We start from the raw sequence: 22,745 nt of genomic DNA, 5'->3' as shown, positions 1-22,745 counted from the left end.
CGCCCCGCACACCACCGCGGGGCCGCACCACCCCATAGGAAAGGCACTTTTCGTGCGTAACACCGCCAAGATCACCACCGCTGTCCTCGCCGCCGGAGCCCTCACCCTCGGACTCTCCGCCTGCGGTTCGGAAGACGACGCCGGCGCCGACACCAGCGGTCCGCTCACCGTCGCCGCCACCGCCATCCCGCACGCCGAGATCCTCAACTACGTGAGAGACAACCTCGCCGCGGACGCCGGCCTCGAACTGGAGGTCAAGGAGTTCACCGACTACGTGACCCCCAACACGGCCGTCCAGGACGGCGAGGTCGACGCCAACTACTTCCAGCACCAGCCCTACCTGGACGACTTCAACGAGAAGAACGGCACCGACATCGTTGCCGTCCCCGGCGCCACCGTCCATCTGGAGCCGCTCGGCGTCTACTCCGACAGCCTGAAGAGCCTCGACGACCTGAAGAAGGGCGCCACGGTCGCCGTCCCCAACGACACGACCAACGAGGCCCGCGCGCTGAAGCTGCTGGAGGCCAACGGCGTCATCACGCTGAAGTCCGGCGTCGGCTACGAGGCGACCCCCAAGGACATCGAGTCCAACCCGAAGGACCTCCAGTTCAAGGAGCTGGAGGCGGCCCAGGTGCCGCGCTCCCTCGGCGATGTCGACGCGGCCGTGATCAACGGCAACTACGCCCTGGAGGCCGACCTCAGCCCGGCCAAGGACGCCCTGGTCGCCGAGTCCCCCAAGGACAACCCGTACGGCAACTTCCTCGCGGTGAAGAAGGGCAACGAGGACGACCCGCGCATCCAGGAACTGGCCGAACTGCTCACCTCGCCCGAGGTGAAGAAGTTCATCGACGACACGTACGACGGCTCCGTCGTCGCGGCCTTCTGAACACGGGGAAGCAGCACACCGTGAAGCGCCGCACCCCCAGCAGCCGCACCGCACTGCTCGCGACCTCGGCCGCACTCACCCTGGGCCTCGCGCTCACCGCGTGCGGCTCGGGCAGCGACTCCGGCGGCGCGGGCGCCGACGGCGACACCCTCGTCGTCGGCGCCACCGCGGTCCCGGCCGGTGAGGTCCTGACGTACATCAAGGACCACCTCGCCGCCGACGCCGGGCTCAGCCTGGAGATCCGCGAGTTCACCGACTACGTCGTGCCCAACACCGCCCTCCAGGAGGGCTCGCTGGACGCCAACCTCTACCAGAACGAGCCCTACCTGAACGACTTCAACGAGGCCAAGGGCACCGACCTGGTCCCGGTCGTGGACGCCTATCTGCCGCCCATGGGCGTGTACTCGAAGCAGGTCGAGGACGTCCGCGAGCTGCCCGACGGAGCCACCGTCGCCGTACCCAACGACACCACCAACGAGGGCCGGGCCCTGCAACTGCTGGCCGCGCAGGGCGTCATCACGCTCAAGCCGGACGCGGGCACCGACGCGTCCCCCGCGGACATCGTGGACAACCCGAAGAACCTCACCTTCAAGGAACTGGAACCCGCTCAGCTGCCGCGCTCGCTCGACGACGTGGCCGCCGCGGTCATCAACAACAACTTCGCGCAGGACGCGGGCCTGAGCCCGGCGAAGGACGCCGTCCTGCTGGAGTCCGCGAAGGACAACCCCTACGCCAACATCCTCGCCGTCAAACGCGGCAACGAGGACGACCCGCAGGTCGAGAAGCTGGCGAAGTTGCTGTCCTCCGCCGACGTGAAGAAGTTCATCGAGGACCGGTACCAGGGCTCGGTGCTTCCGGTGGCCTCCGGCTGACCCCGCGACCATCGGGATCACGGGGTGCGCTCCCCACGACGGAGCGCACCCCGTGGTGCGACACGGCGCTCGGATGCTGCATGCTGGGCAGTTCAGCGGGACTTGACGGCTGAGACGGTCACACCGACGGTTACGGAGCGGCGCATGATGAGCACCTTTCCCACCATCTCCATCAGCACGGAGCGGTTGGTGCTGCGTCCGCTGGAGGACGACGACGTGCCCGCGCTGACCGAGATGATGAACGACGAACAGGTCGTCGCCTGGACCGACGTGGAGCATCCGTTCTCCGAACCGGCCGCCCGCGCCTGGATCAGCCGGGGCGCCCTGGCCGAGCGGGTCGCGGGCCGCGGCCTCGACCTGGCCGTCACCGAGTTCCTCACCCAGCGGCTGGTCGGTGTCATCCGCCTCGGCAAGACCAACTGGCATGTCCGCTCCACCGAACTGATGTATCTCGTCGCCCCCTGGGCCAGAGGCGAGGGCTATGCCTCCGAGGCCGCGCTCGCCACCGCCCGATGGCTGTTCCAGGACCAGATGTTCGAACGGATCGAGCTGCGGACGGGCGCCGACAACACCGCCGCCCAGCAGGTCGCGCAGAAGATCGGCAGCATCAGCGAGGGCGTGCTGCGCGGCGCCTGCATAGCGCGCGTCCGCGCCGAGAACGGCACCTGGAGCGAGGCCCGCACCGACTACATCGTCTGGAGCCTGCTCCCGGAGGACCTGGAGGGCACCAGCGGCCAACTCGCGGACACCGGGGGCTTCCACTCGTATCCCGACTGGAACTGACCGCCGTACCCCGGCCCGGACCCGAGCCGGACCACAGGTTCTCCCGGCCCTCCCGCAGGCTCTCCCACCGGCCCGCGCCCGGCCCGGCCGTACGCGGTGCCGCGCTCCGAACGAATCGCGGGGTACGCTCTCGGAGCCCGCGCCCGCCGCGAGCACCCGACGACCTGCGCACATCCCCCTGGAGACTGACGACCATGGCCGACCGGGTCACGGTGATCGGCTGGGACGGCTCGCCGCTGACCGCCGCGGCACGCTCCGCCCTCGGCGCCGCCACACTGGTGGCCGGTGCCGCCCATCACCTGGCACTGCCCGAGGTACCCGGCACCGCCGAGCGCGTCCGCCTCGGCAGCCTCGCCCTCGCCGCCCGCCGGATCGCCGCCCACCGCGGCACGGCGGTGGTGTTCGCCGACGGCGACCCCGGCTTCTTCGGTGTCGTACGCGCCCTGCGCGCGCCCGAGCACGGCCTGGAGGTCGAGGTCGTCCCCGCGGTCTCCTCGGTCGCCGCCGCCTTCGCCCGCGCCGGAATGCCCTGGGACGACGCCCAAGTGGTCGTCGCACACCCCCGCACCCTGCGACGCGCGGTGAATGTATGCCGCGCCCACACCAAAGTCGCCGTCCTCACCTCGCCCGGCGCCGGACCCGCCGAACTCGGCCTGCTGCTCGACGGAGTGCACCGCTCCTTCGTCGTCTGCGAGGAACTCGGCACCGGGCGCGAGAAGGTCTCCGTCGTCACCTCGGACAACGCCGCCGACCACACCTGGCGCGACCCCAACGTGGTCATCGTCATCGGCGGCACCGTCGCCCATGTCGAGGGCGGCGGCTGGATCGCGGGCCGCGACCCGGCCGCCGGACCGCGCGGCTGGACCCGGCCCCCCGAGGCGTACGGAGGTGAACTCGCCGAGGGCGAACGGCAGGTGCTGCGCGCCGCCCAACTGGCCCGCCTCGGCCCCCGCGTCGGCGACCTGGTCTGGGACATCGGCTGCGGGACGGGCGCCTTCGCCACCGAGGCCGCCGCGGCGGGCGCCGCTGTCATCGCCGTCGACCTCGACCCGCGCGCCTGCGCCCGCACCGACGCCGCCGCCCGCCGCCACGGCGTCCACCTCCAGGTCGTCCACGGCATCGCCCCGCACGCCCTGGAGGACCTCCCCGAGCCCGATGTCGTCCGCGTCGGCGGCGGCGGAGCGGCCGTGGTCCTCGCGGTCGCCGACCGCCGCCCCGAACGCATCGTCACCCACGCCGCCACCCGCGACGCCGCCGAACGTGTCGGCCGCGAGCTGACCGAGCACGGCTACCGGGTCGAGTGCGCCCTGCTCCAGTCCGTGGAACTGGACACCCGGGCCTGGACCGAGACGGAACGCAGCGTCGCCTTCCTGATCTCCGGCGAACTGGGACGCGCCTAGGGCCCGTCGAAGGCCCGTACAAAGTCGGCCGAAAACCCCGGCGAAGCAGGTCAAAAGGGGTTGCTGAAACGCTCCCTGTGATCCGGTTGTCGTACCGCGCGCGGTAGGCTGGCCGATCGTTGTACCGCAGCCGGACGCCCGTCGAGTCGTGGGTCAATGTCCGGAATACCTGCCCGTTTTGGGGTGGGTGTGGTACGGCACGTACCGGAGGACGCGCAACGTGGCGCAGTCCACAGCGGCCTGTCGCGGATCAAGCTGTCATGGCGGGTGATCGGCCGCGACAATGCCACCGTATGGCTTTGTCGTCTTTTCCGGCGGGTCGTTCGTGCCGCAGGGCACGCACGCTCGTTCTTCACTGCGGGCGGTCGGTGCGCCGTTCCGGGTGAGCTGGCAGGAGCACTAACCGATGGGCGAGGGGTACGCATGACCGACACCGGCCAGGTCCCGGGCGAGGGACTGCCGGCGCACGCAGGCACGGTGGAGCAGCCGGGCGTCCCCACGCCCGGCGCGTACACCTTCCTCTCCGAGGACGAAGACCTGCTGCTGCCGGGTGCCCAGAGCGCATGGGGCAACGAGGTGGCGCCGCCCGCGCCCGAGCCGGTGGTCGAGGCCGAGCCGGTGGCCGTGCCGATGGCCGAGGCGGTACCGGCTGCCGGGACCGTGCCCGCGGCGGAGGCGGTGCCGGTGGCCCAGGCGGTGCCGGTGGCCGAGGCCCCGCACCAGCCCGGCGCGCACGAGACGGCGGGCCGTGACAGCGGCAATGTCGACCTCACCGGCGTCCGGCTCCCCGGCCCGGCCGCGCCCGCCGCCGCCCCGGTGGCCCCGCGCCGCCCGCTGCACCTCGGCCCGCCCACCCCCGACGCCTCCGCCAGCCCGGTCCGCTCCCTCGCCGACCGCGGCCCCGCGGGCGTCCCGGCCCGCCCTCCCGGCCCCGAGTACCTCGACGCCTCCCGCCTGCACGAGTCGGCCCCCCAGAGCGCCGCCCCCTGGGGCCCCGCGGCCCCGACTCCGGCCCCGGTCACCCCACCGCCCGCCGAAACGGTTGCCCCGGCGCTCGTGCCGCAGACCGTGATGGCGGGCGGGGGCGTGGGGGTTGCCGCCGAGCCGGTGGTGGCGGAGCAGGTCGCGCAGCCGGTCGTGGAGACGGCCGCGCAACCGTCCGTCGAGCCTGTGGACGAGCCGGTCACTGAGCCCATTGCTGAGCCTGTGACTGCGCCCGTGATCGAACCCGCTGTGGAACAGGCCATCGAGCCCGCTGTGGAACAGGCCGTCGAGCCCGCCGCGGAACCAGCCGTCGAACCGGCCCCGGCGCCCGTCGTCGAGCAGACGGAGACACAGCCGCAACCGCAATCGCAACCGCAGCCGTACGAAGGCTCCGAGCTCGCCGTGGCACCCGAGACCGGCGGCACCGCCAGCGTGGAAGGCGCCGCGACCACGGGAGAGGAACCCGGCGTCATGGCTCCGGGAGAGCAGCAGGGACCGACGGGCCCGCTTGAAGCCGCCGCGGTCGAGGTGGCTTCGGCGGACGTGCCCGTGCCCGTGGCGGAGGAGCCGGTTGCCGTCCAGGTCCCGGCGGATGCCCCGGCCGACGACTCCGGCACGACACCCGCCCCCGCGCCGGTGGCAGAGGCGCAGCCCGTGCCCGCACCGGCCCCGGACACCGATGTCACCGCCCCAGAGCCCGCCCCTGCTCCCGTACCGGTACCCGCACTCGTACCCGACGAGGCTCCCGAGCCCGTAGCCCCCGCGCAGGACGTGACCGTAGCCCCGGCGGAGACCCCTCCCCACCAGCCCCTGGGCCAGTTCGTCCCGGTGGTCGGCCAGGTGCCCACCACTCCCCACCTCGCCCCCACCCCGCCGCACCCCATCGTCGTACCGCCGGAAGCGCTCCAGCAGCCGCAGGCCCCCGAGCCCCCCGCCCAGCCGCAACCCTTCGCCACGGTCCCGGCCGCGCGCGAGGCCGATCGGACGCCCCCGGCGGTGGAGCAGCAGGACGCCGGAGTCGTGCAGCACGCGGACGACTTGGACACCAGGGCCGCCGAGCAGGAGGACCAGGAGATCCTGGACGCCCAGGTGGCGCAGGCGATCCAGGAGGTCGGCGAACAGTCCCCGGAGCCCCTGGAGATCGCGGCGGAGATCCCGGAGATCCAGGCGGCGGAGGAACTCCCGGAGGCACCAGAGGCCCCGCACACCGTGGAACCGCACCTCGCGGATCCCCAAGAACCTCACGAGCCCCAAGACCTCCAGGAACCCCAAGAACTCCAGCCGGTAGATACAGCCGCAGGCACACCGGCAAGTACGCCCGCCGCCCCCGCGTACGACGACGCGGAGCGCGAGGCCGTGCTGAAGGTCATGCGGGAGCGGCGGGACATCCGCAACGGCTTCCGCAGCGACCCGATCCCCAACGAGGTGCTGTTGCGGGTCCTGGAGGCCGCCCACACCGCGCCCTCGGTCGGGCACTCGCAGCCCTGGGACTTCGTGGTGATCCGCTCCACGGAGACCCGCGGCGCGATGCACGACCTGGCCATCCGCCAGCGCGACGCGTACGCCAAGTCGCTGCCGAAGGGCCGGGCGAAGCAGTTCAAGGAACTGAAGATCGAGGCGATCCTCGACACCCCGGTGAACATCGTGGTCACCGCCGATCCCACCCGCGGTGGCCGCCACACGCTGGGCCGGCACACCCAGCCGCAGATGGCGCCGTACTCCTCCGCGCTGGCCGTCGAGAACCTGTGGCTCGCGGCGCGCGCCGAGGGCCTCGGCGTCGGCTGGGTCTCGTTCTTCGACGAGCGGGAGATGGTCCGCACACTCGGCCTGCCCGAACACCTGGAGGTCGTGGCGTACCTGTGCGTCGGCTATGTGGACGAGTTCCCGGAGGAGCCCGAGCTGGCGCAGTTCGGCTGGTCCAGACGCCGCCCGCTGTCGTGGGTCGTCCACGAGGAGACGTACGGCCGTCGCGCGCTGCCCGGTGAGGAGCCGCACGACCTGCTGGGCGAGACCGTCGCCCAGATCCGCCCGCTGGACGCCAAGGCGCTCGGCGAGGCGTGGGAGCGGCAGAAGCGGATGACCAAGCCGGCCGGCGCGCTCGGCATGCTGGAGATCATCTCCGCGCAGTTGTCCGGGCTGTCCCGGCAGTGCCCGCCGCCGATCCCGGAGCCCGCGGCGGTGGCGGTCTTCGCGGGTGACCACGGGGTGCACGCCCAGGGCGTCACGCCGTGGCCGCAGGAGGTCACCGCCCAGATGGTGGCCAACTTCCTCGGCGGGGGAGCGGTCTGCAACGCCTTCGCGAGCCAGGTCGGCGCGGAGGTGTGTGTCGTGGACGTGGGCGTGGCCTCCGACCTCCCCGCCACCCCCGGCCTGCTGCCGCGCAAGGTCCGCGCGGGCACGGCCGACATGACCACCGGCCCGGCGATGACCCGCGAGGAGGCCAAGGCGGCGATCGAGGTGGGCATCGAGACGGCCCGCGATCTGGTGGCGGCGGGCAACAAGGCGCTGCTGACCGGCGAGATGGGCATCGCCAACACCACCGCGTCCGCCGCGCTGATCGCGGTCTTCACGGACACCGACCCGTCCGAGGTCACGGGCCGTGGCACCGGCATCAACGACGAGACCCTCGCCCGCAAGACCGAGGTCGTGCGCAGGGCGATCGACCTCCACCAGCCGGACCCGGCCGACCCCATCGGAGTCCTCGCCGCGATCGGCGGCCTGGAACACGCGGCGATCGTCGGCCTGCTGCTCGGTGGCGCGTCGCTGCGTACGCCGGTGATCCTGGACGGCGTCAGCGCGGGCGCCGCCGCCCTGGTCGCCCGCGCCATCGCCCCCGAGGTCCTGGCCGCCTGCATCGCGGGTCACCGCAGCGCCGAACCGGGCCATGTGGCCGCCCTCAACAAACTCGGCCTGCGCCCCCTGGTCGACCTGGACCTCCGCCTCGGCGAGGGCACCGGCGCCCTCCTGGCCCTCCCCATGGTCCAGAGCACGGCCAGGGCGATGCACGAGGTGGCCACCTTCGACTCGGCCGGCGTCACGGAGAAGTAGCACCCGGGCCCCCTTCCCCAACACCGGGGGAGGGGACGCCCCCCTGACCCAACGGGCCGATGAACCCAACGCGGGCAAGACCTGCCGCCCTGCCGCGGTGCGATCTGACGCCCCGAGGACCCGACGCCCAAGATCCGCCGCGGTGCGATCTGACGCCCGAGGCCCGACGCCGTCAGGGGCGCGGGGAACTGCGCGACCAGCCCCCCACAACCGTCACCCGCCCACTCACTCCACCCCCCCAACCCCCCGCGCCCGAACCCCACCCGCACACCCCCACCCCACCGACATAAAATCCGCACGTCAGGGCATCACCAGCCACACCACACCACACCGCACCCCCCACTCACACCCACACCCACACCCACACACCAAGCCCCCCGCCCGCACAAGGAGCCACACCCATGGCAGAACACCCCGCCTACCCGGTAGGACTCCGCCTGGCCGACCGCAAGGTCGTGGTGCTCGGCGCCGGCCAGGTAGCCCAGCGCCGCCTGCCCGCATTGATCGCGTCCGGCGCACGGATCCTGCTGATCTCGCCGGAGGCGACCCCCTCGGTCGAGGCGATGGCGGACACCGGCGAGATCACCTGGTCCCCCCGCCCGTACGCGGAGGGCGACCTCGCCGACGCCTGGTACGCCCTGATCGCCACCAGCGACCCCGACGCCAACGCCCGAGCCTCCGCGGAAGCGGAGCGCCACCGCGTATGGGCCGTCCGCGCCGACGACGCCGACGCCGCCACCGCCTGGACCCCGGCCACCGGCCACAGCGAGGGCGTCACGGTCGCGATCCTCACCACCGACTCCAGGTCCCGCGACCCCCGCCACACCGCCGCCATCCGGGACGCGGTCGTCGCGGGCCTGCGCGACGGCACCCTCGTCGCCCCCCACCACCGCACCCGCACCCCCGGCGTCGCGCTGGTCGGCGGCGGCCCCGGCGACCCGGACCTGATCACCGTGCGCGGCCGGCGCCTGCTCGCCGAGGCCGACGTCGTGATCACCGACCGTCTCGGCCCGCGCGCCCTGCTCGCCGAACTCCCGCCGCACGTCGAGGTGATCGACGCCGCGAAGATCCCGTACGGCCGCTTCATGGCCCAGGAGGCCATCAACAACGCCCTGATCGAACACGCCAGACAGGGCAAGTCCGTCGTACGCCTCAAGGGCGGCGACCCGTACGTCTACGGCCGGGGCATGGAAGAGGTCCAGGCCCTCGCAGAGGCCGGCATCCCCTGCACGGTCGTGCCCGGCATCTCCAGCTCGATCTCCGTGCCCGGCGCCGCCGGCATCCCGGTCACCCACCGGGGCATCGCCCACGAGTTCACCGTGGTCAGCGGCCACATCGCACCGGACGACAAGAACTCCCTGGTCGACTGGGCGTCCCTCGCCAAGCTCTCCGGCACCCTGGTGATCCTCATGGGCGTCGACAAGATCGGCAAGATCGCCGACACCCTGATCGCGAACGGCAAGTCCCCCGACACCCCGGTCGCCCTGGTCCAGGAGGGCACCACGGCCGCCCAGCGCCGGGTGGACACGACCCTCGCCGAGGTCGCGGAAGCGGTCCGCACGCACGAGGTGAAGCCCCCGTCGGTGATCGTCATGGGCGAGGTCGTGAACGTCGGCCCGGCCCCCGCCGCCCGACCCGGCACCCCCACCCCCGAGTGACCCGCGGTTAACCCCGGGTAACACAACTCACCCCAGCCGTTGCACCATACGCACGACAAGGCAGTATCACCCTGTGGCCGATCTCATCACCGTCGATGATCCCGACGACCCGCGCCTGAGCGATTACACGGGCCTGACCGACGTAGAGCTACGGCGCAGACGCGAACCCGCCGAGGGCCTGTTCATCGCCGAGGGCGAGAAGGTGATCCGCCGGGCCAAGGACGCGGGCTACGAGATGCGCTCGATGCTGCTGTCCGCGAAGTGGGTCGACGTCATGCACGACGTCATCGACGAACTCCCCGCCCCGGTCTACGCCGTCAGCCCCGCACTCGCCGAACAGGTCACCGGCTACCACGTCCACCGCGGCGCCCTCGCCTCCATGCAGCGCAAGCCGCTCCCCACGGCGGCCGACCTCCTCCGGAGCGCCCGCCGGGTCGTCGTCATGGAGTCGGTCAACGACCACACCAACATCGGCGCGATCTTCCGCTCGGCCGCCGCCCTCGGTATGGACGCCGTGCTGCTCTCCCCGGACTGCGCCGACCCGCTCTACCGCCGCAGCGTGAAGGTCTCCATGGGCGCGGTCTTCTCCGTCCCCTACGCCCGTCTCACCACCTGGCCCAAGGGCCTGGATTCCGTCCGCGAGGCCGGCTTCACCCTGCTGGCCCTCACCCCCGACGAGAAGGCCACATCCCTGGACGAGGCCGCGCCCCACCGCATGGACCGCGTCGCCCTGATGCTCGGCGCCGAGGGCGACGGCCTCACCACCCAAGCCCTGGTCGCGGCCGACGAATGGGTCCGCATCCCCATGGCCCACGGAGTGGACTCCCTCAACGTGGGCGCCGCGGCGGCGGTCGCCTTCTACGCGGTGGCGACGGGCCGCCCGCAGCTGTAGACCCCCCTGCGTGCCGCACCTCGACACGCCGGTCAGCGACGGCCCCCGGCTCCCCGGGCGTGTCGCGACCACCGCAAAACCGCACCCACGCGCGCGTGCCCCACGCTCCGCACCCACACCACGACCACTCCACAGGGCGCAGCCTCCTGGAGCGAACCCGCCCCAGACCGAACCCGCCCCAGACCGAACCCTTAGCCCGGCCCCTGACACCCCTGCACCAGCGCGATCCCGAGCGCCACCAGCAGCGTCACCACGACGAAGATGAAGATCCGCTGCCGCAGCAGCCGGGGATTCGCGGGCCGCAACCGCGTCCCGGTACCGCGCGGAGGCGGACGCCGCTGCGCGGACTGACCGCCGGAACGCGTATTGCTCCGCGCGGCGGGCGTGCCACGCCCGGCGGGAGTCGGCCGCGCCCCGGACCCCGTGGTCCCGGTCCTCCCGGCACCGTCGGAACGGGACGCGCCGCCCCCGCGCGAGGGCGCGTTACCGCGCGCGGTGGCCGACCCGCGCGAAGGCGTGGCCCCGCGCGGCGGGGGAGTGGCACCCCGCGGCGGCGGAGTCGCCCCGCGCTGCCCCTGCGGACGCCGCTGCGCCCGCTGCGGCTCCGGATAGGTGTCCGCGAGCCGCCCGGTGGGCCGGTCCGCCTCGGCGGCGCGCGGCGCGGGCGGACGCCCGTCGTACATGTCCTGCGCCTCCCGCGCGGCGATCTCCTTCAGCCGCAGCGACAGATCGAGCGTGCTGGGCCGGTCGTCGGGATCCTTCGCCAGACACGCCCGTACGAGCGGGGCGAGGGCGTCCGGCACACCGTCCAGGTGCGCCTCCTCGTGCACGACCCGGTACAGCATCACCTCGGAACTCCCGTGCCCGAAGGGCGAGTCACCGGTCGAGGCGTACGCGAGGGTGGCCCCCAGCGAGAACACATCGGTGGCCGGCGTGACCATCGCGCCCCGCACCTGCTCGGGCGCGAGGAACCCCGGCGAGCCGACGGCCGTACCGACATGGGTGAGCGTCGAGGCGCCCGTCGCCCAGGCGATGCCGAAGTCGATGATCCGCGGCCCCTTGGGCGACAGCAGGATGTTCGACGGCTTGAGGTCCCGGTGCACCACCCCGGCCTCGTGCACCGCGACCAGCCCCTCGGACAGCGCGGCACCCACCATGGCGACCTCGGCGGCGCTCAGCGCACCCTGATCGGCGACCTTGTCGTGCAGCGAGGGACCGGGCACGTACTGCGTGGCGAACCAGGGCCGCTCCGCCTCCAGATCGGCCGCGACCAGCCGGGCCGTGCACCCGCCCCGGATCCGCCGGGCGGCGGACACCTCACGCGCGAACCGCGAGCGGAACTCCTGGTCCTCCGCCAGATCCGGCCGGATCACCTTCAGCGCGACCCGCTGGCCCTTCTTGTCGGAGCCCAGGTAGACGACGCCCATCCCGCCCGCGCCGAGCCGTCTGTGAAGCTTGAACGAGCCGACGACGCGCGGGTCCTCGCGCCTCAGGCGCATCATCGCCATGTTCATCCCCGCTGCCCGGTCCGTATGACGAGCCACAGCTTACGTTTCCACGGCCGCCCGCGCGCAGAGGCCGCGCCCTCTCGGCCCGACGGATTGTCAGTGCCGGGTGGGACACTTGAAGGGTGGTCAGAGAGCGTGCGAACAGGGAGCTTTCGGGCCGCCCATGATCTCAACGGGCCGACATCGAAGGGGGATTGGCCGCGTGAAGGGTGATCGTGTGGAGATAGTCGTGGACGCCGGGGACACGACACGTACGTACGAGGTGGTGGCGAGCCGGGCAGGCCGCCGCGTGGAGACAGCGGTACGCCGGGGCGTGGTCGAAGTGAGCGAAGTCACTCGAAATGGCACGGTTGTGCGGACGGCCCGTTTCATGGCGACCCGCGTCCTGGCCCTGGTCGAGCAGCCGATACCCCGGGAGGACGGCTCGGAAAAGTCCGGGCAGACCGGGCGCCCCCTCCGGGAAGACCCGGAGACCTAGGCCAGGACGTAGGACCTGGTCTCCACCCAGGGGAGTACTCCCCGGCAGGTGGCTCATCCTCCGGGAGGCCCGCCAATCGGTACGAGGGCATGACGCCCGGCGCCGCCCGCGCACCTAGATTTGAGGTCAAGCGGCGGGTGCAGCACTCGTCCCCCGAGGTCAGACACCCGCCGCTGCCAAGACAACTGAGTTCGGTCAGGAGAGGGACCATGGCCCACACGGCACCGCGGACATTGATCCGTGAAGAGGAAAGCCCGCGCCGTGCGGGCAGGCGCCACCCACTGGTGGCGACACTGATGGCCCTTCCCCTGGCGGTCCTGCTCCTCGTCGTCTTCGACGGCTGGGAGACAGTGGCCACACAGGCGTCGTCCGTGGGTGTGATGCTGGGGCGCTGAGCGGCGACCCCAGGCCCGGAAGAGCGGTCCGGGCGGGGACATCCACCCATAACCCCGTGGGGACGGGGGTGCGGCGGACGGCAAAAGATGCCGGCGCAGCTGGGGAGCTGCGCCGGCATTGCTTTGCGCCCACGCGCGAGCCCCGGCACGTCCCCGACACCGAGCCCTGACAGCTGACGCCAGCCCCTCGCGCGGCGCACCTTCCCCACCGGGCGCGGCAGTTACAGCGACCGACCGGGCGAGCCCCGCAGACCCATGGGTCCTCCACCGAGGCCTGTGGCAGTGTGCCTCCTTCGCCACCCAAGGGTCCCTCACACCCGGCCGCCAGCCCGAAGCCCCTTCACCGGGAACACCAACGGCCACCCATGTCCCTGCCCCCGCCGCCCCATGCCGCCTGCTGGCCCACGCCCGCCGCCACTCCGGCCCCCTGAGCCCCCCTCGCCGCGCGGCAGGCCGGACCCTGCTCACCAGCCTCCGCCCTGAGCGCCTCCCTCCCCTGCGGGCCCCGCCCCGCATTGCCCCTCCGCCGGGGCGGCAACCGCGCCACGCTCACCAGCCCCCACCAACTGGCCCTCCCACATCAAGTCACCGCGCCCCCCACCCCTCCACCACCGCCGCATCCTCCACACCCACACGGCCACCCCTCCCACCCAGCCGCTCCCACCCCCCCACCCCCCCCCGCACCCCCACCCTCCCTGCCGTACCCTCCACAAACGCCCCAGCAGCCGGACCCCGACCCCAAAGGCCCCCGTGACCACCCTCCTCTCCGCCCTGTCGGCCAAGGCCAGAACCGCAGCCCACCCCCACCCCGGCCACCCCACCGGCACGGGCACCGGCACCGGCACGACCAGAGCCGCACCTCCCACCCCGCCCGCGGGCTGCACGTGCGGAGCCGCCACCCTCGCCGATCGCCGGGACGCCACCGTCGTCCGGCACGCCGGCACGGTCGCGAAGGCCCACGCCCCCACCACCGACCCGGCCCACCTCACCACCCTCCTCGCGATCGCCGCCCACCTCCCCGGCGTCTTCGTCCCTCCGCTCCGCCCGGACCCCGTCCCCCTGCACGGCCGCCCGGTGACCTTCTGGCCGTACGGCACCCCGGTCGACCCGGAGGACCCCGACGCCGCCCCGTGGGAGGCCGCCGCCACCCTCCTCGCCACGCTCCACCGCACACCCGTTCCCGCCCCCGCCCGCCTCCCCCCGATGCGCGGCCCCGCGAAGGCGGCCCGCGCCGTCGACCGCCTGCGCGCGGCGGGCCCGCACCCCGCGACCCCGGCCGTCCTGCGCGCCTGGGCCGGCCTCCCCGCCTGGGCCCGGGCCGAGGCGCCCATGCCGGACACCACCACCCTGTGCCACGGTGACCTCCACCTCGGCCAGCTCGTTCGCCACCCGGCCCCGGACGGCCCCTGGCGTCTCATAGACGTCGACGACCTCGGCGTGGGCGTCCCCGCCTGGGACCTCGCCCGGCCCGCCGCCTGGTACGCCTGCGGACTCCTCGCCCCCGACGAGTGGACCCGCTTCCTCACCGCCTACCGGGCCGCCTCCGGCCCCGCCGTCCCCCCCGACGGCGACCCCTGGCCCGCCCTGGACATCGCGGCCCGCGCCCTCACCGTCCAGACGGCCGCCACCACCCTCACCAAGGCCCTCGCCGCCGCCCGCCCGCTGGACGAGGTGGAACAGTCCGTGATCGACGCCGTGGTGAGAATGGCGGCCCTCCCGGCGGACGAACCCGCCACCGTGCCCGCCCCGGCAACCACCCCCGCGCCCGCACCCACCCCCGTACCCACGGAGTTGGACAGAGATCACGCGAAGTAGGGTGCAACCGACCGCCGCCGGACAGAGTCTGTTCTGGCGAAACGTGAAGCAGGACCGACCGGCGAGGAGTTGAGCCGAGCATGCAGTGTCCGAAGTGCCCTGGACAGATGCACACATACAACCGCAATGGTGTTCAGATAGAGCAGTGCAACAACTGCCGAGGGATCTTCCTGGACTACGGCGAGCTGGAGGCGCTGGCCCGGCTGGAGTCACAGTGGTCCCAGCCCGGCCCCCCGCCCCCGCCGGCCGCTCCGCAGTACCCGGCGGCCCCCGCCGCCCCGGGCGCACCCGCCTGGGGCGCCCCGCACGGCGGTGGTCACCACGGCGGCGGCCACTACGGTCACCGCCAGAAGAGCTTCGGGCGCATGCTGTTCTCCAGCTGACCCGGACCCGCTGACCGGGACCCGCTCACCCGGACATCACGAAGGAGCCCCCGACCGCGCGAGGCGGCCGGGGGCTCCGGTGTGTGGACGATACTGGGATTGAACCAGTGACCTCTTCCGTGTCAGGGAAGCGCTCTCCCGCTGAGCTAATCGTCCTCAGGACCGAAGATCGACCACGTAGGACGCGGCCGATCTCGGATGGTGCGTACGCGATACTGGGATTGAACCAGTGACCTCTTCCGTGTCAGGGAAGCGCTCTCCCGCTGAGCTAATCGCGCGAGTCGAAGCCGAAGGGCTTCAGTGGACGATACTGGGATTGAACCAGTGACCTCTTCCGTGTCAGGGAAGCGCTCTCCCGCTGAGCTAATCGTCCTTGGAGGTGGAGACGGGATTTGAACCCGTGTAGACGGCTTTGCAGGCCGTTGCCTCGCCTCTCGGCCACTCCACCAGGAGTGTAGGGGCCCCTGAAGACCCCTGTTCCTGCGAGCGGACGACGAGGTTCGAACTCGCGACCTCAACCTTGGCAAGGTTGCGCTCTACCAACTGAGCTACGTCCGCCTGTCGGTTCGGCTCGCTTGCGCGTGCCGGGCGACGTGTTGAACTCTAGCGGATTCCCGGTCCAGTACAAAAACGCGTTTGTGCAGCGTGCTGCCCTGCGTCCGGCCGCCGACCGGCCGTGACCACCCGGAAGGACACGCCAGGGCCACCGCCAGGACACCCACCCTAGACTCGACAGCGTGCTCGACCTGTCTCCTCTCGCCCGCTTCGGCGACCGTATGGCCACCGGTCTGCTGGATGTGACCAGCGATCCCGCCGCCCTGGACTCCACCGGGTTCTGGGCGGTCAGCGCCGACTTCGAGGGCCGGCTGACCTGCGCCCGCTTCGCCGAGGTACGGCGGACCCCGGTGCCCGCGCCCGTGCCCGGAGCCTGGCGGGGCCCGGCCACCGGTGACTGGACGACGTCGCTCGACCGCGCCGCGTACACCGCGGGCGTACGGCGGATCCGCGCGTACATCGCGGCCGGGGAGGTCTATCAGGCCAACCTCTGCCGGGTGCTGTCCGCCCCCCTGCCGCCCGGCGCCGACGTGGACGCCCTCACCGCGCTGCTCGCCCGCGGCAACCCGGCGCCGTACGCCGGAACGATTCGCCTGCCCCGGTACGGCGTGGAGACAGCCACCGCCTCGCCCGAACTGTTCCTGCGGCGGGACGGGCGGGTCGTGGAGTCCGGGCCGATCAAGGGGACCGGGCGGACCGAGGCGGATCTGCTGGAGAAGGACTACGCCGAGAACGTGATGATCGTGGACCTGGTCCGCAACGACCTGGGCCGGGTGTGCGCCACCGGGAGTGTCACCGTCCCCGACCTCTGCGCGGTCGAGAAGCATCCGGGGCTGGTGCATCTCGTGTCGACGGTCCGCGGTGAGCTGTGCGAGGGCGCCGGATGGCCGGAACTGCTCGCCGCCACCTTCCCGCCCGGTTCCGTCACCGGCGCCCCCAAGTCCAGCGCGCTGCGGATCATCGAGGAGCTGGAGACCGTACCGCGCGGGCCGTACTGCGGCGGCATCGGCTGGGTCGACGCCGATCGCGGGGTGGGGGAGCTGGCCGTCGGCATCCGCACGTTCTGGATCGACCGGGACGCCGGGCGGCTGCGGTTCGGCACGGGCGCGGGGATCACCTGGGGGTCGGACCCCGAGGGGGAGTGGCGGGAGACCGAGCTGAAGGCGGCCCGGCTGCTCGCGGTAGCGTCGGGGGCGTATGAACATGAAGGGGACGGCCCCGGAAATCTCCAGGCGAGGTAGGCACCAGTGAAGCTTTGGCTCGACGGCGGGTTGCAGGACGTCGACTCCGCCCGCGTGTCCGTCTTCGACCACGGGCTGACCGTGGGCGACGGCATCTTCGAGACGGTGAAGACGGTCGACGGCACGCCGTTCGCGCTCACCCGCCACCTGGACCGGCTCACGCTCTCCGCGCGCGGCCTCGGCCTGCCCGCCCCCGACCACGGCGAGGTGCGCCGGGCCTGCGCCGCCGTCCTGGCCGCCAACCCCCTGCCGCTCGGCCGGCTGCGGATCACCTACACCGGCGGTCACGGCCCGCTCGGCTCCGACCGGGGCGCCCACGGCCCGACCCTCGTCGTCGCCCTCGGCGAGACCACCCGCCGCCCCGACTCCACGGCCGTGATCACCGTGCCCTGGACCCGCAACGAGCGGGGCGCGCTCACCGGCCTCAAGACGACCTCGTACGCCGAGAATGTCGTCGCGCTGGCCCGCGCCCATGAACAGGGGGCGAGCGAGGCGCTGTTCGGGAACACGGTCGGGCGGTTGTGCGAGGGGACGGGGTCCAATGTCTTCGTCGTGCTCGGCGGCGAGATCCACACCCCGCCGCCGGCCTCCGGCTGCCTCGCGGGCATCACGCGCGCGCTGACCGTCGAGTGGACCGGCGCCCAGGAGACGGATCTGCCGCTGGACGTCCTGGAACGGGCCGAGGAGATCTTCCTCACCTCCACCCTGCGGGACGTCCAGGCCGTGCACCGCGTCGACGGCCGGGAACTGCCGGGCCTCGCGGGCCCGGTGACCGCCAAGGCCATGCGGAGCTTCGCCGAGCGGTCCGGGCACGACCTCGACCCCTGACCGGCGGCAGCGGGGCAGCGGGGCGGCAAAGGGTCCGGTGGGTACCGGAAAATCGGTCCGGGCAGACCCGTGCCGGAGGGTAGAACATCCATGATGACCACCACCCTGCGGCCGATCGAGCCGCTTCAGCGCGAGGCCGACGGAACACTCTCCCGCCACTTCCAGGTGTGCGTGAACAGCCGTCCCGTCGGCGCGATCCACCTCACCACCCACGCCGTCTTCGGCCCGTCCGTCGCCGTGATCCAGGCCCTGCGCATCGAGGAGCCCGACCGCAGGCGCGGACGTGGCACCGTCGCCGCGCTGGCCGCCGAGGAGGTCGCCCGTGGCTGGGGCAGCCGCCGGATCGAGATCGCCGTACCCGCCGACGGCCCCGCGCTGCGGATGGTGACCGCCCTGGGGTACGTCGTCCGCAACCGGATCATGGCCAAGGAACTCGGCACCACCGCCCCCGCCCTGCCCCCCGGCAGCGCCGGACGCCCCATGACCGACGCCGAGTTCGACGCCTGGTACGCCAAGGCGCTCGTTTCCTACACCCGCAACTGGACCGAGCGCGGTGTCCCCGAGGACCAGGCCGCCGCCAAGTCCCGCCGCGACCACGAGACACTCCTCCCCCAGGGCCGGGCCACCGAGAACGTCCTGCTCAGCGTCCTGGAACACGAGGGCACCCCCGTCGGCACCCTGTGGCTGGCCCTGCGCAAGGACAGGGCGTACGTGTACGACGTCGAGGCCGACCCGGCGTACCGGGGGCGCGGACACGGCCGCTCCCTGATGCTGCTGGCCGAGGCCCAGGGCGTGACGGCCGGAAAGCAGCTCATCGGCCTCAACGTCTTCGCCGGGAACACGCCCGCGGAGCGGCTGTACACGTCACTGGGCTATGTGCCGACCCAGTACTGCCTGTTCAAGCCCCTGCTCTGACCTGTGCCCCGACCTTTGCCCGGCCAGCGTTCCCGTGTTCCGGCCCGTGTTCCGAGGCGCCTGTCAGCTCTGGTCGGCCAGCAGGCGGTCGGTGATCTCCTCGATGCGCTCGCGCAGGCCGGCCTGGCTCTTGCCGCCGTCGAGCCGGGTCCCGTCGATGACGTACGTGGGGGTGCCGCGCACGCCGATCGCCTTGCCCTCGGCCTGGTCGGCGTCCACGGCCAGGATGTGGCGGCCGTCGATCAGCGCGGTGTCGAACTCCTCCGCGTCCAGCCCCAGTTCCCTGGCCACCTCGACCAGGAAGGGTTCTCCCTCACGGCTCAACTCCGCCACCCGCCCCAGCAGGGCCTCGGCGTACGGCCAGCCCTGTCCCTGCTCGCTCGCCTCCTCCACGGCCTGCGCGGCGGCGAAGGCGTGCTTGTGCTTCTCCAGCGGGAAGTGCCGCAGCCGCACCTCCAGCCGGTCGCCGTAGCGGGCGCGCAGGGCGCGGACGTCGTCCAGGGCGGTACGGCAGTCCGGGCACTGGAACTCGAACCAGACGTCGAGGACGGCGGGGGCGGCGGGCGTGGCGGGGGCGGGGGAGGAGTCGTTCATGGGGTCAGTCTCCCAGCCGGGCGCCGGGCGACCGAACCGGAGGCGGGGAGAGCCGAGCGTCTCCGTGGGCCGGTCCGCCGATCTGTCCGCCTATCCGCCTACGTGTTGCGCGACCTGCCCGTCCCTCTCCGTCCCTGTCCCGTCCCTGTCCGGCCTCCGGCTCTTCCGTCGGCTGTTCCATCGGTCCCCGCGTCGGCCCGTACCAGTCCCTGTGCCTACCAGGACCGGCCCGCAACGCGACCTTCGGAGGAGATCGAACCCGGAGATGTCCCTGATGTCCCGCTGGGGCATGGCCCGAGAGGGAGGGGACGGTGCAGGATGGAAGGGACGAACCCTTCCGATCGAGTCGGCCTGCCTGGAGGACCGGATGATTGCCGAGACCGTCTGTTCCGCCGTCTCCGTGGCCGGCCTCGGCATCGCCGCGGTCACGGCGTACCGCAAGCGTTTCCTGTCCGCCGCCCGGATCGCCGCCTACGCGCTGGTGCCGATCGGCCTGGTGATGACCGGCGTCGTGCAATGGGCGGCCGACACGGCGTTCAGTCCGACGGCCTGGGCCGGCATCGGTGTGCTCGGCGCCGCCTGGGCGCTGTTCGCGACCACCCGCGCGGTGGAGCGCCGCCGCGGCGGCACCCGCAAGCAGCGCAAGGCCGCCGCCGCGGCCCAGCCCGACGCCGTCGCCCCGCGGGCCTCCGCCCCCTCCCTGGGCCCCGCGACCCGCCCGGCCGCCCGCCCCAAGACCGGGTCCCGGACCGATGGCTCGGAGGACTTCAGCGACATCGAGGCGATCTTGAAGAAGCACGGGATCTGACCCACCGGACAGCGGGACACGAGGCCCGGCTCCTGGTCGGAGAGGGTGCGTCACCCTTCGTACTCGCCCCATAACCCCCCGGCACCCTCCTTGTCACGGGTTCTGGCGAACTACCCCTCCCCCCGGGCGTGTTGGGTGTGTCAAGGGTGCCTATTGCGCCATCATCGGCGCGAGATGCTGGACACGACACAGAGCGAGGCCGCGCCACCTCAGGACGAGCCGCGCGGGTGCCTCTTCGCCCTTTCCCAGCCACCGTTGATGATCTTCCTGACGGTGATCGGATGTCTGTTCCTCATGGCTGCGCTGCACGACCTGCTGTTGCTATGAGCCGTACCCGTGGTCCTCGGCGTCACCCGCCGGGGGCCGCGAGAGGCGCACATCCCGATCCGGGCCGGGAGAACGATCTCCGGATGACGGCCCGGCGGTCACCGTCCGCAGTCGGGCGAAGATCCATCGGTCCGCCGGGTTGAGGCGCGAGTGTCGTATCTCGGCCAGATTCGCTTGGCGAGATTTTTACCGGCCGATCCGGCCCGGCGGCGCTCAGCCCGTCGCTTCCCGTCGTCGCGCCCGGTACGCGGCCACATGCAGCCGGTTACCGCAGGTGCGGCTGTCGCAGTAGCGGCGGGAGCGGTTGCGGGAGAGATCGACGAACGCGTGCCGGCAGTCCGGCGCCTCGCAGCGGCGCAGCCGCTCCTGCTCCCCGGCGACCACGAAGAAGGCCAGCGCCATCCCGCAGTCCGCCGCGAGATGGTCGGCGATGGAGGCGCCCGGCGCGAAATAGTGCACATGCCAGTCGTAGCCGTCGTGGTCGGTGAGGCGGGGCGTGGTGCCCGCGGCGGCGACCAGCTCATTGATCATTCCGGCGGCGGACCGGGACTCCGGGACATTGAAGATCGTGGCGAAACGGCCGCGGATCTTGCGGACCGCGGCGAGATCGAACTCCGACAGCACACCGATGTCGCTGATCTTGTGGTTCCGTACGAACACTTCGAGTGCGGCGACATCCGGGAGCCCGTCCGGGCTCTCGTCGTCCTCCGGGGCGGTGTTCACCAGATCCACCACGGAGTCGAGGGCGCACCGGGTGTCGTGGGTGATCAGCACGTTTCGCTCCCTGGCCTGGGGTCGGGCGGACGCCCGCCGATGCTGGCCGATGGTAGTGGCTCCGGGGCCGAAGGCCAGTGGCTTCGGAGGCACCCACGGCTTGGCCTGACAACGCCTCGCCACCGCCAGGCGTTCCCCGCCCCCGCCGGGCGGTGCCGGTACGGCGGGAACACACGGGAACACGCACAGTGAACCGGCGCCGACCCCGCGGAGAACCGCGGCGGCGACGCCGGTGTGTGCCCTATGCGATTGTCCTGGCGGTTGTTTTGGCCCGAGCCGTCTCCCCGAGTTGGACGGCGCCGGGCGGCTCTATGAGTGCCTCGCCCTAGCTTTCCGCCAGGATGTGCGACAGCTCTTGATCCAGATCGAAGTGCCGGTGTTCCGTGCCGGGTGGCACGGCGGCGTCGGTTCGCTTCAGGAACGACTCCAGGGCCCTCGCCGGGGCTTCGAGCAGGGCCTCCCCCTCCGGGGAGCTGAGGGCGATGCAGACAACGCCCTGACCGTGACTACGGGACGGCCAGACGCGGACGTCGCCGGTGCCGGTGGGCCGGTGCAGCCCCTCGGCGAGGAGGTCGCGGGCGAACACCCACTCGACGGTTTCCTCGGCTCCGGTGTGGAAGGTGGCGTGCACGGCGTAGGGGTCGGCCGTGTCGTACCGCAGGCCCGCGGGGACGGGCAGGGATGACTCGCTCGACACAACGAGGCGCAGGTGCAGCTCGCAGCTGACCGTGGTGTTCATAAGCGCCAGGGCCTTTCGCTCAGTGTGCGCTCGGGGATTCGCACGTCGGCGAAATCGACATGCCACCTACGGTGCCGTTGTAAACCCCTCTGGGTGTTTTGCCTGTCTTTACGTAACTCTTCCGGCCGAGAACCTCTTGGTGGGGTACGACCATTCCGGTGACCCGATTCGCTCGGGTAAGGTCTGGCTGTATGAATACGGGGCGTGACGAGCCCGGCGAGGTCGCCGTGGCCGCTGACAACATCGGTACGGACCGGGTGACGGACACGGCGAAGGGCGAGCGGGCTCTCGGATCCAGGGCACCGGAATTCATCAAGGCGCGGCGGCTGCTGCACGTGAGCTGGCAGGTCGGCGTCTTCGTGGTCGGCCTCGCCGTGGTGGTCGCCGGCATCATCATGCTGCCGCTGCCGGGACCCGGCTGGGTCGTGATCTTCGGCGGCATGGCGATCTGGGCGACCGAGTTCGTCTGGGCCCAGCTGGTGCTGCGCTGGACCAAGCGGAAAGTGACCGAGGCCGCACAGCGTGCCCTCGACCCCAAGGTCAGGCGCCGCAACATCATCCTGACCGTCATCGGCCTGGTGATCATCGGCGTGCTGTGCGGGATCTACCTGTGGCAGTTCGGCTTCGTGATGCCCTGGAGCATCAAGGACCAGTGACCGGCAGCGGGCGGCGCGGGGCCTCCCGGCGGGATGCACGGGCACCGTCTGACATGGGGTAATGTTCTTCCTGCGCCCGGGCGATTAGCTCAGTGGGAGAGCGCTTCGTTCACACCGAAGAGGTCACTGGTTCGAACCCAGTATCGCCCACCCGGACCGACGGGCCCCCGGACAGATGTAGAAACCGCCGCCGGGGGTTTTTTTAC

General features: G+C 72.2%; 21 protein-coding genes and 6 tRNA genes. 18 read left to right on the top strand and 9 right to left on the bottom strand.

The window, feature by feature from the left end; genetic code table 11:
• Window positions 1–52: 52 nt before the first annotated feature.
• From ACFXAZ_RS28830 to ACFXAZ_RS28800, 7 genes are all read left to right on the top strand, one after another.
• On the top strand, window positions 53–886 hold the full coding sequence (locus ACFXAZ_RS28830) for a MetQ/NlpA family ABC transporter substrate-binding protein (RefSeq protein ID WP_384597121.1): 834 nt from the start codon (window positions 53–55) through the stop codon (window positions 884–886).
• Between the two features lie 20 nt (window positions 887–906).
• On the top strand, window positions 907–1,758 hold the full coding sequence (locus ACFXAZ_RS28825; RefSeq protein WP_384597119.1) for a MetQ/NlpA family ABC transporter substrate-binding protein: 852 nt from the start codon (window positions 907–909) through the stop codon (window positions 1,756–1,758).
• 144 nt (window positions 1,759–1,902) lie between these two features.
• On the top strand, window positions 1,903–2,541 hold the full coding sequence (locus ACFXAZ_RS28820) for a GNAT family N-acetyltransferase (protein ID WP_384597117.1): 639 nt from the start codon (window positions 1,903–1,905) through the stop codon (window positions 2,539–2,541).
• Window positions 2,542–2,735: 194 nt separating this feature from the next.
• On the top strand, window positions 2,736–3,941 hold the full coding sequence (gene cbiE / locus ACFXAZ_RS28815; protein WP_384597115.1) for a precorrin-6y C5,15-methyltransferase (decarboxylating) subunit CbiE: 1,206 nt from the start codon (window positions 2,736–2,738) through the stop codon (window positions 3,939–3,941).
• Window positions 3,942–4,364: 423 nt separating this feature from the next.
• Complete coding sequence (gene cobT / locus ACFXAZ_RS28810) at window positions 4,365–7,973, top strand: nicotinate-nucleotide--dimethylbenzimidazole phosphoribosyltransferase (protein ID WP_384597113.1); 3,609 nt, start codon at window positions 4,365–4,367, stop codon at window positions 7,971–7,973.
• Window positions 7,974–8,374: 401 nt separating this feature from the next.
• Window positions 8,375–9,631, top strand: a complete 1,257-nt coding sequence (gene cobA / locus ACFXAZ_RS28805) for a uroporphyrinogen-III C-methyltransferase (RefSeq protein WP_384597111.1) — start codon at window positions 8,375–8,377, stop codon at window positions 9,629–9,631.
• A gap of 73 nt (window positions 9,632–9,704) precedes the next feature.
• Window positions 9,705–10,523 carry a TrmH family RNA methyltransferase gene (locus ACFXAZ_RS28800; protein ID WP_384597109.1) on the top strand — a complete coding sequence of 273 codons (819 nt, stop codon included), beginning with the start codon at window positions 9,705–9,707 and terminating at the stop codon, window positions 10,521–10,523.
• A 191-nt stretch (window positions 10,524–10,714) separates the two neighbouring features.
• Here ACFXAZ_RS28800 and ACFXAZ_RS28795 read toward each other — a convergent pair whose 3' ends face one another.
• Entirely contained in the window at window positions 10,715–12,037 is a 1,323-nt protein-coding gene (locus ACFXAZ_RS28795) for a protein kinase (protein WP_384597139.1), read from the bottom strand.
• A 196-nt stretch (window positions 12,038–12,233) separates the two neighbouring features.
• Here ACFXAZ_RS28795 and ACFXAZ_RS28790 point away from each other — a divergent pair, with 196 nt between their 5' ends.
• From ACFXAZ_RS28790 to ACFXAZ_RS28775, 4 genes are all read left to right on the top strand, one after another.
• A complete protein-coding gene (locus tag ACFXAZ_RS28790) occupies window positions 12,234–12,509 on the top strand; it encodes a hypothetical protein (RefSeq protein ID WP_384597107.1) in 276 nt (91 codons plus the stop codon).
• A gap of 209 nt (window positions 12,510–12,718) precedes the next feature.
• Window positions 12,719–12,904 (top strand): hypothetical protein, encoded by a 186-nt coding sequence (locus ACFXAZ_RS28785; RefSeq protein ID WP_384597105.1) that lies wholly within the window; start codon window positions 12,719–12,721, stop codon window positions 12,902–12,904.
• Between the two features lie 750 nt (window positions 12,905–13,654).
• Window positions 13,655–14,719 carry a phosphotransferase family protein gene (locus ACFXAZ_RS28780; RefSeq protein WP_384597103.1) on the top strand — a complete coding sequence of 355 codons (1,065 nt, stop codon included), beginning with the start codon at window positions 13,655–13,657 and terminating at the stop codon, window positions 14,717–14,719.
• Between the two features lie 80 nt (window positions 14,720–14,799).
• The gene (locus tag ACFXAZ_RS28775) at window positions 14,800–15,102 is read left to right on the top strand and encodes a zf-TFIIB domain-containing protein (RefSeq protein ID WP_384597101.1); all 303 of its coding nucleotides are present in this window, start codon (window positions 14,800–14,802) and stop codon (window positions 15,100–15,102) included.
• Between the two features lie 84 nt (window positions 15,103–15,186).
• On the opposite strand, the gene ACFXAZ_RS28770 is transcribed toward ACFXAZ_RS28775, so the two are convergent.
• The 5 genes from ACFXAZ_RS28770 to ACFXAZ_RS28750 all read right to left on the bottom strand — a co-directional run bounded on the left by ACFXAZ_RS28770 (window position 15,187) and on the right by ACFXAZ_RS28750 (window position 15,660).
• Window positions 15,187–15,258: transfer RNA gene (locus tag ACFXAZ_RS28770), tRNA-Val, on the bottom strand.
• Window positions 15,259–15,308: 50 nt separating this feature from the next.
• Window positions 15,309–15,380: transfer RNA gene (locus tag ACFXAZ_RS28765), tRNA-Val, on the bottom strand.
• A gap of 23 nt (window positions 15,381–15,403) precedes the next feature.
• Window positions 15,404–15,475: transfer RNA gene (locus tag ACFXAZ_RS28760), tRNA-Val, on the bottom strand.
• 1 nt (window position 15,476) lies between these two features.
• Window positions 15,477–15,550: transfer RNA gene (locus ACFXAZ_RS28755), tRNA-Cys, on the bottom strand.
• 37 nt (window positions 15,551–15,587) lie between these two features.
• Window positions 15,588–15,660, bottom strand: a tRNA-Gly gene (locus ACFXAZ_RS28750).
• Window positions 15,661–15,839: 179 nt separating this feature from the next.
• Between ACFXAZ_RS28750 and ACFXAZ_RS28745 the strand changes: the two genes are divergently transcribed.
• The 3 genes from ACFXAZ_RS28745 to ACFXAZ_RS28735 all read left to right on the top strand — a co-directional run bounded on the left by ACFXAZ_RS28745 (window position 15,840) and on the right by ACFXAZ_RS28735 (window position 18,641).
• On the top strand, window positions 15,840–16,898 hold the full coding sequence (locus ACFXAZ_RS28745) for a chorismate-binding protein (RefSeq protein ID WP_384597099.1): 1,059 nt from the start codon (window positions 15,840–15,842) through the stop codon (window positions 16,896–16,898).
• Between the two features lie 6 nt (window positions 16,899–16,904).
• Window positions 16,905–17,726 carry an aminotransferase class IV gene (locus ACFXAZ_RS28740; RefSeq protein ID WP_384597097.1) on the top strand — a complete coding sequence of 274 codons (822 nt, stop codon included), beginning with the start codon at window positions 16,905–16,907 and terminating at the stop codon, window positions 17,724–17,726.
• Window positions 17,727–17,816: 90 nt separating this feature from the next.
• Window positions 17,817–18,641, top strand: coding sequence for a GNAT family N-acetyltransferase (locus tag ACFXAZ_RS28735; protein ID WP_384597095.1), 825 nt, complete (start codon window positions 17,817–17,819; stop codon window positions 18,639–18,641).
• A 63-nt stretch (window positions 18,642–18,704) separates the two neighbouring features.
• Here the strand turns inward: ACFXAZ_RS28735 and ACFXAZ_RS28730 are convergent, their stop codons facing one another.
• On the bottom strand, window positions 18,705–19,235 hold the full coding sequence (locus ACFXAZ_RS28730; RefSeq protein WP_384597093.1) for a DsbA family protein: 531 nt from the start codon (window positions 19,233–19,235) through the stop codon (window positions 18,705–18,707).
• Between the two features lie 367 nt (window positions 19,236–19,602).
• Between ACFXAZ_RS28730 and ACFXAZ_RS28725 the strand changes: the two genes are divergently transcribed.
• The gene (locus ACFXAZ_RS28725) at window positions 19,603–20,043 is read left to right on the top strand and encodes a hypothetical protein (RefSeq protein WP_384597092.1); all 441 of its coding nucleotides are present in this window, start codon (window positions 19,603–19,605) and stop codon (window positions 20,041–20,043) included.
• Between the two features lie 174 nt (window positions 20,044–20,217).
• Window positions 20,218–20,370 (top strand): hypothetical protein, encoded by a 153-nt coding sequence (locus ACFXAZ_RS28720; RefSeq protein WP_362753758.1) that lies wholly within the window; start codon window positions 20,218–20,220, stop codon window positions 20,368–20,370.
• A gap of 213 nt (window positions 20,371–20,583) precedes the next feature.
• On the opposite strand, the gene ACFXAZ_RS28715 is transcribed toward ACFXAZ_RS28720, so the two are convergent.
• Together ACFXAZ_RS28715 and ACFXAZ_RS28710 are read right to left on the bottom strand one after the other, a co-directional pair.
• Window positions 20,584–21,144 (bottom strand): CGNR zinc finger domain-containing protein, encoded by a 561-nt coding sequence (locus ACFXAZ_RS28715; protein ID WP_384597090.1) that lies wholly within the window; start codon window positions 21,142–21,144, stop codon window positions 20,584–20,586.
• A gap of 325 nt (window positions 21,145–21,469) precedes the next feature.
• A complete protein-coding gene (locus ACFXAZ_RS28710; protein WP_004002642.1) occupies window positions 21,470–21,883 on the bottom strand; it encodes an SsgA family sporulation/cell division regulator in 414 nt (137 codons plus the stop codon).
• A gap of 191 nt (window positions 21,884–22,074) precedes the next feature.
• On the opposite strand from ACFXAZ_RS28710, the gene ACFXAZ_RS28705 reads away from it, so the two are divergent.
• Together ACFXAZ_RS28705 and ACFXAZ_RS28700 are read left to right on the top strand one after the other, a co-directional pair.
• A complete protein-coding gene (locus tag ACFXAZ_RS28705; RefSeq protein WP_384597089.1) occupies window positions 22,075–22,539 on the top strand; it encodes a TIGR02611 family protein in 465 nt (154 codons plus the stop codon).
• Between the two features lie 78 nt (window positions 22,540–22,617).
• Window positions 22,618–22,689: transfer RNA gene (locus ACFXAZ_RS28700), tRNA-Val, on the top strand.
• The last annotated feature ends 56 nt before the right edge of the window (window positions 22,690–22,745 follow it).

It is taken from the genome of Streptomyces sp. NPDC059477 (assembly GCF_042749375.1).
In the GTDB taxonomy this organism is placed as follows: Bacteria; Actinomycetota; Actinomycetes; order Streptomycetales; family Streptomycetaceae; genus Streptomyces.
The sequence above is the reverse complement of the archived record's forward strand: the minus strand, read 5'-3'. Positions and strand labels throughout refer to the sequence as shown.